Origin of the sequence: Streptomyces sp., from assembly GCF_036566765.1 — a bacterium.
Lineage (GTDB): Bacteria > Actinomycetota > Actinomycetes > Streptomycetales > Streptomycetaceae > Streptomyces.
Genome location: NZ_DATCVQ010000451.1, coordinates 1 through 12,049, shown reverse-complemented (window position 1 = coordinate 12,049; position 12,049 = coordinate 1). Strand labels below are relative to the sequence as shown.

Sequence of the window (12,049 nt, the reverse complement as noted above, 5' to 3'; positions counted from 1 at the left end):
TGGTGGTCCTCCTGATCGCAGCGATCGCCTTCGCGAACCGCGGCGGCGGGGAGGGTGCCGAGACGGGCACGGGCGAGTCCAAGAACCCGGGGGTTGCGCCGACGGCGGCGACGGGCGTTACGCCGGTGGGCAAGGGCTGGGGCAGAGACCAGCAGGGCGCCCAGAGCGCAGCGGCGAACTACTCGGTGGCGCTCGGCTCCGCCGACATGTTCGACGCCGCTCGCCGCCGCGAGATCGTCGACGCGGTCTACGCCCCCGACGTGGCCGCTGCGCGGCGTGGTGACCTCGACAAGGTGTACTCGGACAAGGCATTCCTGACCCGGATCGGTCTCCAGGAGGACGGCACCGCCCCGAACGGACTGACGTTCATCTCCCGCGTCGTACCCGTGGGATCGAAGACCGAGAACTTCGGGTCCGACCGTGCCACCGTGGCGATCTGGTACTCGTCGCTGTTCGGGCTGGCCGGCGAGGGCTCGCAGAACCCCGTATCGGAGAGCTGGTACACGAACACGTACGAGCTCCGCTGGGTCGACGGCGACTGGAAGGTCACCGGATTCGAGCAGAAGGACGGCCCCGCGCCCGTGGGTCGCGACCAGCGTGCCTCCGGTGCCGAGGAGATGGCGGATGCCGTCGACCAGTTCGGAGGGTTCACCTATGCCCGCTAGGCAGGCCCGACGAGCCCTCACCGTCACATCGGCATTCGTTGCCGTGCAGACTTCCGCCGTGCTGCTGGCGGGCCGTGTCTGGGCGGCCCCTACTCCCACGCCGACGCCCAGTCCGAGCCCTAGCAGTAGCAACAACCCGTGCGACCTGATCCGAGGCCCCGCCCGCGACTACTGCGAAAACGGCCAACCCGGCCGAGGCGGCTCCACCGCCCCCGACCCCACCGCCGCCCTAGACCCCCTGACCTCCCTCGCCCGAGGCTGCGCCGACGCCGCCGTTGCCATCGTCGACGCGCTCTCCAAGGCCGTCAAAGCCACCGCCGACGTCGACTTCACGAACCCCGCCTTCCTCGCCCGCTACGCCATCGTCTTCGCCGCCGCCACCTTCCTGACCCTCCTCCTCTGGCTCCTGGCCGTCGCCAAGAGGGCCATCCGGGGCGTGCCGCTCACCACCGCGCTCTCCGAGGCGATCGGGTTCCTCTGGCTGACCGTCCTCGCGTCCGCGTTCACGCCGCTGATCCTCTACACCGTCGTCTCGGCCACCGACTCCGTCACCGAGGTCATCGCCTCCGGCACGAACCAACAGACGGACGTCTTCTTCGGCAGCTTCAAGCAGGCGCTGCAGAAGGGCGACAGCATCAGCGGCGGGCCGATCATGTTGATCATCGTGTCCCTCGTCACCGTCCTCGCCGCGGGTGTGCTGTTCCTGGAGCTGTTCCTGCGCGCCGTGCTGCTCTACGTCGGCGCGCTGCTCGGCGTCGTGGTGTACTCGGGGCTCGTCGACAAGAACATGTGGGGCCACGTACGCCGCTGGGCCGGGATCATGATCGCGGTCATCCTCGTCAAGCCGGTCATCGTGATCGTGCTCGGGCTCGCCGGGGCGCTGTCCTCCGGCACCGGGCCCGACTCGTTCTCCGCCGTCGTGTCCGGCCTCGCCATCATCCTGCTCGCGATCTTCGCCTCGGCGATGATCTACCGCTTCGTGCCGGGCTTCGGCGACGAGATCGTCGCCTCCCGCAACAACCGCCTGCACCGCGCCGGCGAGAACGCCGCCGCCGCGGTCATCTCCTCCCCCGCCTCCCTCGTCTCGCAGGGCATCAAGACCCACAGCACCCGGGACAACGGAGGCGGCGGCAACAGCGGCTCCCAGGCCGCCCGCCCCGCGAACCCCGTCTCCGGAGGCGTCGCCGCCCACAGCAGCCGCGGGGGCGGCGGCGGAAATGTCCCCTCCGCCGCACCCCCGCCACCGCCGCGCCGTAGCGGCGGCAGCGCCGCCCCGACCTCGGGCACCCCGCACAGCAACCGCAAGAGCACCGGAAGCACAGGAAGCACAGGAGGTGGAGGGCGTTGACGATCCAGTCCCACCCGGTCGCGCCCCGCCGCACGTATCTGATCGGCCGGGCCCGGCCGAACGCGATCGTCGGCAAGAACCGCGAGACCGGCGAGATCGCGCTGATCATCGCGGGCGCGTTCCTCGGCATGATGAGCGGACTGCTGGTCCCCGTCCTGTCCCTGCGGATCGTGCTGCTCACCGGCTTCCCGATGCTGGCGCTCGCCGCCGTGTACGTCCCGTACAAGCACCGCACCTTCTACAAGTGGTTTGAAATCAACCGCAGCTACAAGCGGATCCTCAAGCAAGGCACCGCGTACCGCTCCTCCGTCGCCGAGGCCGGCACCCGGCTCGACGGCCGCGAGGTCGAGGTCGGGCCGCCACCCGGCATCGGCCGCATCAACTGGCTCGCCGCGCCCTTCGGGCCCGACGAGATCGCCGTACTCCTCCACGCCGACCGGCGCACCGTCACCGCCGCCATCGAGATCGAGGGACCCGGCGTCGGACTGCGCGACAGCGAGGACCAGGAGGCCCTGGTCGACCGCTTCGGCACCCTCCTCAAGCACGTCGCCAACGGGGACGGCTTCGTCACCCGCCTCCAGATGCTGGCCCGCACCCTGCCCGCCGACCCCGACGCGCACGCCAAGGACGTCGCCCAGCGCGGCGACGCCAACGCGCCGGCCTGGCTCCAGCAGTCGTACGACCAGCTCCAGTCGATGGTCTCCACCTCCAGCGAGCAGCACCGCGCCTACCTGGTCGCGTGCATGCACTACACCCGCGAACTCGCCGCCGAGGCCAACGCCATGGCGCGCGCCGCCCGGCACGCCTCCGGCGCGAAGAAGCTCGACCAGGACGCCGGCCTCGCCGTCGTCATGGCCCGCGAGCTCACCGACATCTGCGCCCGGCTCGCCGAGGCGGACATCCGCGTACGACAGCCCCTCGGCCAGTCCCGGCTCGCCTCCCTCGTGCACTCCATGTACGACCCGGACCACCCCATCGACCACATCCAGGCGATGACGAAACGAAACGCTTGGCCCGCCGAGCTGGACGCCGTCGAACCGACGTTCCTGCAGGCCAAGACCCGCGAGTCGTCCACCCGCGCCCCCTGGTGCCATGCCACCGCCTGGGTGAAGGAGTGGCCGATGACGCCCGTCGGCGTCAACTTCCTCGCCCCGCTGCTCGTCCACACCCCGGACGTCATCCGCACGGTCGCCGTCACCATGGACCTGGAGCCGACCGAGGTCGCCATCGAGCGGATGCTGACCGAGAAGACGAACGACGAGGCCGAGGCCAACCGTGCCGCCAAGATGAACCGCACGGTCGACCCGCGCGACATCGCCGCCCACGGCCGGCTCGACCAGCGGGGTGAAGATCTCGCCAGCGGCGCGGCAGGGGTCAACCTCGTCGGGTACATCACTGTGTCGTCGCGTTCCCCCGAGGCCCTGGCCCGGGACAAGCGCACGATCAGGGCCTCCGCCGGCAAGTCGTATCTGAAGCTGGAGTGGTGCGACCGCGAGCACCACCGGGCCTTTGTGAACACCTTGCCGTTCGCGACCGGCATCCGCCGCTAGCGCTGATAGGGGCCCTGATCCTCATGCGAGATCCGCTGTCCGCCGTCACCGAAGCCTTCACCGCCTTCCTCTTCGGCAAGGTCGAGACGACCCGGCTGCCGGTACGGACGTCCACCGGACAGGCCCAGGCCGTCTACCTGCCGACGGCCGCGCCCGGCCTCGGCGACTCGGGCGTGATCATCGGCCGCGAGGTGTACAGCGGCAAGGGCTACATCTACGACCCCTTCCAGCTGTACGGCCAGCAGCTCCCCGCCCCGCACTGGCTCGTCCTCGGCGAGTCCGGCAACGGCAAGTCGGCGCTGGAGAAGACGTACGTGCTCCGGCAGCTGCGGTTCCGCGACCGCCAGGTCGTCGTCCTCGATGCGCAGGGCGAGGACGGCGTCGGCGAGTGGAACCTCATCGCCCAGGAGCTGGGGATAACGCCGATCCGGCTCGACCCGATGGTCGCCGTCGACGACGGCATCCGGCTCAACCCGCTCGACCCGTCGATCACCACCACCGGCCAGCTCGCCCTGCTCCGGACGATCATCGAGGTCGCGATGGGGCACGGGCTCGACGAGCGCTCCGGCTTCGCGCTGAAGGTGGCGCACGCGTACGTCAACGAGCACATCAACGACCGGCAGCCGATCCTCACCGACATCGTCGAGCAACTGCGCCACCCGGAGGCGGAGTCGGCCGAGGCGATGAACGTCGACATAGACGACGTACGCGCCTGGGGCCTGGACGTCGCCCTCGTACTGGACCGGCTGGTCGACGGCGACCTGCGGGGCATGTTCGACGGCCCCACGACCGTCGGCATCGACCTCGACGCGCCGCTGATCGTCTTCGACCTCTCGCACATCGACCGCAACTCGATCGCGATGCCGATCCTGATGGCGATCGTGGGCGTCTGGCTGGAGCACACCTGGATCCGCCCCGACCGGAAGAAGCGCATCTTCCTGGTCGAGGAGGCCTGGCACATCATCAACAGCCCGTTCGTGGCGCAGCTCTTCCAGCGGCTGCTCAAGTTCGGCCGCCGGCTCGGCCTGTCCTTCGTCGCCGTCGTCCACCACCTCTCCGACGTGGTCGACGGGGCGGCGGCCAAGGAGGCCGCGGCGATCCTGAAGATGGCCTCGACCCGGACCATCTACGCCCAGAAGGCGGACGAGGCCCGGGCCACCGGCCAGGTCCTCGGCCTGCCCCGATGGGCGGTCGAGATCATCCCCTCGCTCACCCCGGGCATCGCGGTCTGGGACGTCAACGGCAACGTGCAGGTGGTCAAACACCTGATCACAGAGGCCGAACGGCCGCTGGTCTACACGGACCGGGCCATGACGGAGTCCTCGCCGATCGACCTCCCCGAGGACGTCCAGGCGGCGGAATGGGAGGCGGAACGCCGGGCCGCGCTGATCGAACAGCAGCAGCGCGCGCAGCTCGGCGAGTCCTCCGAGTCGACGGTGGCGTAGAGAACGGGTACTGCGGTGGCGGTGGAACGGCGTGAAGAACGGCGTGAGGGCGGCGGGATCCCGGACGGCCTGCTGGTGGCGCTGCTCGGGTTCCTGGTCGGGCTGACGGTCCTGATCTGGACGGCGACGGGCCTCGCCGGCCTGTTCGCGCACGGCGCGTGGCCGGACGGGGTCACCTTCACCCGTACGCCGCTGGCCGCCCGCTCCCTCCTGGGCGACCCGCAGCACCTGGCGGCGGCCTGGCCGGCCACCCCGCCGGGACAGCTCTCCGGGTACGGGCTCTTCTGGGGGCTGCTGATCGGCGAGCTGATGGTCGCCGCGGTCCTGGCGGTCTTCGCCCTCGGCACCCTGGCCCGCTGGCGGGCGGTACGGGCGCGGGGGCGGGGGGACGCGAAGGCGAGGGCGGGGGTGCGGGCGGAGGCCGAGGTCGAGGCCGAGCTGCTGCGGGAGCCGGTGGCTCCGGTACGGGCGCAGGCCGCACCAGTCCCTGTGCCCGTCGCGGACCCACCGGTCCCCGTGCCCGCCGCGGAACCACCGGCCCCCACGCCGCCGCCCGCGGAGATCCCGTACGAGACCGTCCCCGAGGTCCCCCCGACCCCGGCCGCCCCCGTCCTCCCCGCCCCCCGCACCCCCCGCCTCCTCTACGGAGCCGCCGCCGCGCGGCGGCCGTCCGCGCTGCGGGCCGTCCAGGAGGCGGAGGGGGCCGTGCTCGTCGTCACGTCCGATCCGTCGCTCTGGGACGACACCAAGGACGCCCGGGCCAAGCTCGGACCCGTCCTGCTGTACGACCCGGGGCACCTGTGCGACACGCCCGCCCGGCTGCGCTGGTCGCCCACGAGCGGCTGCGAGGACCCCACGACCGCCCAGGAGCGGGCCGTCGCGCTGCTCGCCCCCGTACGGCCGCCGTCCCGGCTCGACGCGGCCGTGGCGGAGACCGCCGAAACGCTCCTGCGCTGCTGGCTGCACGCCGCCGCCGTCGACGGCCGGCCCTTCAAGCAGGTGCACCGCTGGGCCCAGGGCACCGGCGCCCACGAGCCCGTACGGATCCTGCGCACGCACCCCAAGGCCGCCGGCGGACACGCCGGGCTCCTGGAGTCCTCGCTCACCGCGCACACCGAACGGCGCGACATGGCGCAGGAACTGACGGCCCGTGCGCTGGCCGCGCTGTCCTCCGTGCACATCCGGGACGCCTGCACGCCGAATCGAGCCGATGCGCTGACCTTGGAATCATTCGTCCACGAAGGGGGCACCCTTTACGTGGTGGGGGAACCGATCGAGGATCCGCGCAGCCGCCCCGGCGCGATGCCGCTGCTGACCGCCCTCACCGCAAGCGTGGTCGAGCACGGCCGCCGCATGGCCGCACGGTCATCCGACGGTCGGCTCGACCCACCAATGACCCTCGTCCTCGACGACGTCGCCGCCGTGGCCCCTCTTCCCCAGCTCCCGGAGCTGCTGGCGACCGGCCAGGACCAGGGCCTGCCGACCCTGGTCCTCCTCCGCTCCCAGGAACAGGCCCGCGCCCGCTGGAGCAGTCCCCTGCCGCCGTGAGCCTCAGAAGTCGACGAGCCCGGCCAGGGAGGCGTCCCTGCGGTACTTCTCCGGCGCGTGACGGCGCAGCGCCTCGTCCAGGCGGGTCACCTCCGGCCCGGCCGCCCCCGAGTTCGCGCCGGCACCCGAAGGCAAGTCAGCCACCTCAGACGGTCGCGCGCCGGATCTCGTACTCGAGCTCCAAGGACCCCTCGTCCCCGGGCACCGCCACCTGCTCGCCCGTCGCCTCGAAGCCGAAGCGCCGGTAGAAGGCCGCGGCCCGCGCGTTGTCCTCGTGGACGTACAGCCGCACCCGCTGGATCAGCGGCTCCGACAGCGTCCACGACCACTCCACGCCGGCCCCGAACAGCGCCTCGGTCACACCCGTGCCGCGCACCTCCGGCCGGACGTACACGCCCACCACATGCGTCTGGTCGACCTTGGCCGCCTCGCCGAACCGCACCTCGTCCGAGGGCCGCTCGACCAGCACCGTGATCGTCCCCACCCAGGTCCCGTCCGGGGCCTCGGCGATGAGCTGGCGGGCCGTCGCGCTGCCCTCGGCCGCGCCCTCCGCCCGCTCCTGCCAGAACGAGTCGGGCCGGGCGACGGACGCCTCGTACGTGTCCAGGAAGGCGATCGGCGCGGCCGGGTCCTGCAGCGCGGCGAGCCGGATCTCGCGGGTCTTCTCCCACTCGTCGCCGCGGACGGGGCGTATCAGGTAGTCGTTCATCCCCCGATCTTCGCCGGGGCCGACGCTCCCCGACAAGGGGATAAGGAGTCGGCGAACCGGCGTCGTACCCCGGTACTACGCCCGCCCGCCACCTGCCCTCCACGGTCGGACGCCCGCCGACTCCCCGCTCCCTACCGTCGTAGACATGATCCACGCAGACGAACTCACCAAGCGGTACGGGGACAAGACCGTCGTCCAGGACCTGAGCTTCACCGTCCGGCCGGGCACGGTCACCGGGTTCCTCGGCCCCAACGGCGCAGGGAAGTCCACCACCCTGCGCATGCTCCTCGGCCTGGACGCGCCGACCCGCGGCCGGGCCACCGTCGCCGGCCGTTCGTACGCCGCCCACCCCGCGCCCCTCACCCGGGTCGGCGCGCTCCTGGAGGCCCGCTCCGTCCACCCCGGCCGGTCCGCCTTCCACCACCTCATGGCCCTCGCCCACACCCACGGCATCCCACGCTCCCGCGTCGAGCACGTCCTCGATCTCGCGGGGCTGACCGAGGTCGCCCGCCACCGCGTCAAGGGTTTCTCGCTCGGCATGGGCCAGCGGCTCGGGATCGCGGCGGCGCTGCTCGGCGACCCGGAGACGGTGATCCTCGACGAACCGGTCAACGGCCTCGACCCCGAGGGCGTGCGCTGGATCCGCAACCTGCTCAAGTCGCTGGCCGCGGACGGGCGTACGGTGCTGATCTCCTCGCACCTGATGAGCGAGATGGCCCTCACCGCCGACCACCTGATCGTCATCGGCAGAGGCCGGCTCCTCGCCGACACCACCGTCGCCGAGCTCGTCCGGCAGGCCGGCGGGGACACCGTCAAGGTCGTCACCCCGGAGGCCGACCGGCTGCGCACCCTGCTGCTGCCGACCGGTGCGCTCGTCGCCTCAGAGGGCGCGGACACGCTGCGGGTGAGCGGCACCGACGCCGCCGCCGTCGGCCACACCGCCGCCGCCCACGGCGTCCCGCTGTACGAACTCACCCCGGAGACCGCCTCCCTGGAGCAGGCGTTCATGGACCTCACCCACGACTCGGTGGAATACCAAGGAGCGGCAGCATGACCAGCACCACGACGACCCAGTTCCGCGTGACGCCGGCCCGCGTCCTGCGCTCCGAATGGCACAAGCTGTGGACGGTCCGCTCCTCCTGGATCACGATGCTGACCGGCGCGGTCCTGGTCCTCGGCGTCGGCCTCCTCATGGGCGCGACGTACGAGAGCGGCGGCGGCGACTCCGACGTCGACACCGTCGTCCTCGTTCTGTACGGCACCCAGCTCGGCGGCGTCTGCCTCGCCGTCCTCGGCATCCTCGTCACCGCCGGCGAGTACACGACCGGCCTGATCCGCGCCTCGCTCACCGCCGTCCCACGCCGCCTGCCGGTCCTGTGGGCGAAGGCCACGGTGTTCACCGCCACCGTCTTCACGCTCTCGCTGCTGACCGCGCTGCTCACCTTCGAGGTGGCGCAGGCGTTCCTGGCCGACACCGACCAGGCCGCGTCCCTGTCCGACCCGGGCGTCCTGCGCGCCGTCGCCGGCAACGCCGCCGGCACGACACTCCTCGCCGTGCTCGCCCTGGGCCTCGGCGCGGCGCTCCGCTCCGTCGCGGGTGGGATCGGCGCGTTCATCGGCGGCGTGATGGTGCTGCCCGAGGTGCTCGGGATCCTCCCGTACGACGTCATGGAGACGGTCGTCCGGTACTTCCCCACCCAGGCCGCCGGGGCCCTCGGCACCGCCACTCCGATTCCCGGCGCCGCAAGCCCCGGCGCGGCGCTCCTGGCGCTCACGCTGTGGGCGGCCGCGGCCCTGGCCGTACCGGCCTGGCTGCTCAAGCGCCGGGACGTGTGACAGCCGACGAGCGACGGGCGATCATGACAGCCATGGAGACGACGACGGGCGCCCCGGACCAGGACTGGTCCGCGGGCGCCCCGCCGCTGAGCCAGTACATCCAGCGAAAGGTCCAGCGGGTACGGGACTTCGACCGCCGCCGCCCCTGGGTCTGGGACGTGCTGGTGACGGCGTTCTGGACGGCGGCGGCGCTGACGGACGCGGCCGGCGGCTGGCGCACCACCGCCCCCGACCCGAACGTCCCGGTGTGGCTGGTCGTGACGGTCAGCCTGGCCCTCTCGCTCCCCCTGCTGTGGCGTCGCCGGCGGCCGATGGCGGCGCTCGCGGTGATGGCGGCCGCCGCGCTCGTCGGCTACGGCTCGGGCGCCTACCTCCAGGCCGCCTACCTCCAGATGATCGTCGTCTTCGGCATGGCGCTGCGGATGCCGCTGCGGACGCTGGTGTGGCCTCTCCTGCTCGTCCTCCCGCCCCTGGTGCTCGGGGCGGTCCGATGGCCGAGGGGAAGCTGGGACCAGCTGATCGTGCCCACGGTGTGGGCGTACGCGATGGTCGCCCTGCTCGGCATCGCGGTCCGCAGCCGCCGGGACTACACCGCCGCGCTGGTCGAGCGGGCCCGCCGCCTGGAGGTCGAACGCGACCAGCAGGCCCGGCTCGCGGCGGCCGCCGAACGGACCCGCATCGCACGGGAGATGCACGACATCATCGGCCACAACCTGTCCGTCATCACGGGCCTCGCCGACGGCGGCGCGTACGCGGCCGCCAAGAGCCCGGAGCGTGCCGCCCAGGCCCTCACCGCCATCGGCACGACCAGCAGGCAGGCCCTCTCCGAACTCCGCCGTCTGCTCGGCGTGTTGCGGGACGACGAGGACGAGGCCGAGCGCGCCCCGCAGCCGACCCTCGCCGACCTGGAGGCCCTGGTCGACGGCGTACGGGCGGCGGGCCTCCCCGTACACCTGGATGTCCGCGACGCCCCCGACCCGCTGCCCCTGTCGGCCGGACGGCAGTTGACCGTCTACCGCGTGGTCCAGGAGGCGCTGACGAACACGCTGAAGCACGCGGGCGGCGGTCGGCCTCGGGCGGAGGTCGTGCTGGCGTACGGGACGGGCGAGGTGGACGTACGGGTCACGGACACGGGAACCGCCTCTGTCGTCGAGGGCGGCCAGGGCCAGGGGTTGAGCGGAATGCGCGAGCGCACGGCGCTCTACGACGGCACACTCGAAGCCGGCCCGCTGCCCACGGGCGGCTGGCAGGTCAGGCTCCGACTCGCCCTGGAGGACTCCCCCTCGTGACCACCGTGCTCATCGCGGACGACCAGCCGATGCAACGCTTCGGATTCCGCATGCTGTTGGAGAGCCAGGACGACATGCAGGTGGTCGGCGAGGCGGCGAACGGCGCCGAGGCCGTCCGCATGGTCGAACAACACCGCCCGGACGTCGTCCTCATGGACATCCGCATGCCCGGCCTGGACGGCATCGAGGCCACCCGCCGCATCGTCGCCGCGGGCGACCGCACCCGCGTCCTCATCGTCACCACCTTCGACCTCGACGCGTACGCGTACGACGGCCTGCGCGCCGGCGCCTCGGGCTTCCTGGTGAAGGACGCCCAGCCGGAGGAACTCCTCGCCGGCATCCGCGCGGTGGCGAGCGGCGACGCAGTCGTGGCCCCGAGCCTGACCCGCCGCCTCCTGGACGCCTACGTCCACCACCTGCCGGAGGCCGCACGGGCGGACCAGGCGGTGGTGGAGGACGGCCGACTGGCCGCCCTGACGGAAAGGGAGCGGGAGATCCTCACCGTCATCGGCCAGGGCTGGACCAACACGGAGATCGCGGAACGCCTCCACCTCGCCGAGTCGACGGTGAAGACGCACGTCAGCCGCATCCTGGCGAAGACGGGCGCGCGAGACCGCGTGCAGGCGGTCATCCTGGCGTACGACACCCAGCTCGTGACGCCGTCCTGACCTCGGGAGTGGGTCTACCCGACGTCGAACCGGTACCCGTGGCCGAGGTCGGCGGGGCAGGCGAAGATCCTCAGATCGTTCCAGCGCCCGACGGTGATCCCGGTGGTGTCGTGGCTGGCCACGGTGAACAGCAGCGGCATCACGCTGTCGCAGACCGCGCAACGGAACTCGTACGGGTCGGTGATGCCCCACGAGGGCCAGCCGCCGAACTTGTTCCCCGCCACCCGCGTAATGACGTCCGAGCCTTCGCCGCCGGTCTCCTTCACCAGCCGCTCGACGGCGGGCACGAGGGTCTCCGGAAGCTCGAACGGGGAGGGGAAGTCGGTGAGTCGAACGGGCGTCAGCGTGCAAGGCCGGGGCGAGAACCCGAAGTCCTCGTCCTCCTGACGCACGGGACGGGGCGGCGTCGCGAGTACGTCGCCCACGTCGGCGGCCCGCCGCCACCGGACCTCGACGACGGGGCTGACGTCCTCATGGGGCGCCGGCGGATCGTCGTGCACGTTGGGGCACCAGACCAGCTGGAAGACATCGGCCCCCTCCGGCCACCACGAGCCCGGGGCGTCCTTCTTGAAGACCTGAACGACGGGAACCATCGCGGAGGCGGGCAGCTCGTCGTCCAACCCTTCCTCCATCCCCTTCTCGTCGGGAAGGGAACAGTGCGGCCACGGCTCGTCGACCGGCCAGAGCAGGGGCCCGCCGATCGAGCTCTCGCGCACGGCCGGCTCACCCCGCTCGGGCACAAGAATCACCGCGGGCCGGGCATACGAGGCAAGGCCGGGGACGGCGGCGACTATCTCCTCCGCCGAGGGCCTGTCGGAGTAGGGAAGCATGCCCGGATTCTAGACACGCTGAACGCAGAAAAGCCCCGCACCATGAGGTGCGGGGCTTTCCCACAATGATTGTTCGGCGGCGTCCTACTCTCCCACAGGGTCCCCCCTGCAGTACCATCGGCGCTGAAAGGCTTAGCTTCCGGGTTCGGAATGTAACCGGG

General features: G+C 72.0%; 12 protein-coding genes and 1 rRNA gene. 9 read left to right on the top strand and 4 right to left on the bottom strand.

Annotated features, from left to right (window positions below):
• The 5 genes from VIU94_RS26730 to VIU94_RS26710 all read left to right on the top strand — a co-directional run.
• Window positions 1–665, top strand: a 665-nt coding sequence (locus VIU94_RS26730) for a hypothetical protein (protein WP_331914892.1), incomplete at its 5' end; no start/stop codon positions are given.
• On the top strand, window positions 655–2,013 hold the full coding sequence (locus tag VIU94_RS26725; RefSeq protein ID WP_331914890.1) for a hypothetical protein: 1,359 nt from the start codon (window positions 655–657) through the stop codon (window positions 2,011–2,013). The genes VIU94_RS26730 and VIU94_RS26725, both read left to right, overlap by 11 nt.
• Complete coding sequence (locus VIU94_RS26720; RefSeq protein ID WP_331914888.1) at window positions 2,010–3,563, top strand: SCO6880 family protein; 1,554 nt, start codon at window positions 2,010–2,012, stop codon at window positions 3,561–3,563. The genes VIU94_RS26725 and VIU94_RS26720 overlap by 4 nt, the downstream gene beginning before the upstream one ends.
• A 23-nt stretch (window positions 3,564–3,586) precedes the next feature.
• Window positions 3,587–5,008 carry an ATP-binding protein gene (locus VIU94_RS26715; protein WP_331914886.1) on the top strand — a complete coding sequence of 474 codons (1,422 nt, stop codon included), beginning with the start codon at window positions 3,587–3,589 and terminating at the stop codon, window positions 5,006–5,008.
• A gap of 21 nt (window positions 5,009–5,029) precedes the next feature.
• A complete protein-coding gene (locus tag VIU94_RS26710) occupies window positions 5,030–6,556 on the top strand; it encodes a type IV secretory system conjugative DNA transfer family protein (RefSeq protein ID WP_331914884.1) in 1,527 nt (508 codons plus the stop codon).
• A gap of 3 nt (window positions 6,557–6,559) precedes the next feature.
• Here the strand turns inward: VIU94_RS26710 and VIU94_RS26705 are convergent, their stop codons facing one another.
• Both VIU94_RS26705 and VIU94_RS26700 read right to left on the bottom strand, forming a co-directional pair.
• On the bottom strand, window positions 6,560–6,691 hold the full coding sequence (locus VIU94_RS26705) for a hypothetical protein (protein ID WP_331914882.1): 132 nt from the start codon (window positions 6,689–6,691) through the stop codon (window positions 6,560–6,562).
• Between the two features lie 10 nt (window positions 6,692–6,701).
• On the bottom strand, window positions 6,702–7,265 hold the full coding sequence (locus VIU94_RS26700) for a GNAT family N-acetyltransferase (RefSeq protein ID WP_331914880.1): 564 nt from the start codon (window positions 7,263–7,265) through the stop codon (window positions 6,702–6,704).
• Between the two features lie 145 nt (window positions 7,266–7,410).
• Here VIU94_RS26700 and VIU94_RS26695 point away from each other — a divergent pair, with 145 nt between their 5' ends.
• From VIU94_RS26695 to VIU94_RS26680, 4 genes are read left to right on the top strand one after another with little or no spacing between them, the layout of a single operon-like run.
• Window positions 7,411–8,319 carry an ABC transporter ATP-binding protein gene (locus VIU94_RS26695; RefSeq protein WP_331914878.1) on the top strand — a complete coding sequence of 303 codons (909 nt, stop codon included), beginning with the start codon at window positions 7,411–7,413 and terminating at the stop codon, window positions 8,317–8,319.
• Window positions 8,316–9,101 (top strand): ABC transporter permease, encoded by a 786-nt coding sequence (locus VIU94_RS26690; RefSeq protein WP_331914876.1) that lies wholly within the window; start codon window positions 8,316–8,318, stop codon window positions 9,099–9,101. The genes VIU94_RS26695 and VIU94_RS26690 overlap by 4 nt, the downstream gene beginning before the upstream one ends.
• Window positions 9,102–9,124: 23 nt before the next feature.
• Complete coding sequence (locus VIU94_RS26685; protein WP_414721019.1) at window positions 9,125–10,390, top strand: sensor histidine kinase; 1,266 nt, start codon at window positions 9,125–9,127, stop codon at window positions 10,388–10,390.
• Window positions 10,387–11,058 (top strand): response regulator, encoded by a 672-nt coding sequence (locus VIU94_RS26680; protein WP_331914872.1) that lies wholly within the window; start codon window positions 10,387–10,389, stop codon window positions 11,056–11,058. Before VIU94_RS26685 ends, VIU94_RS26680 begins: the two co-directional genes overlap by 4 nt.
• 14 nt (window positions 11,059–11,072) lie before the next feature.
• On the opposite strand, the gene VIU94_RS26675 is transcribed toward VIU94_RS26680, so the two are convergent.
• On the bottom strand, window positions 11,073–11,888 hold the full coding sequence (locus VIU94_RS26675) for a YwqG family protein (protein ID WP_331914870.1): 816 nt from the start codon (window positions 11,886–11,888) through the stop codon (window positions 11,073–11,075).
• Window positions 11,889–11,959: 71 nt separating this feature from the next.
• Window positions 11,960–12,049 (bottom strand): 5S ribosomal RNA (gene rrf / locus VIU94_RS26670); the annotation flags it as partial.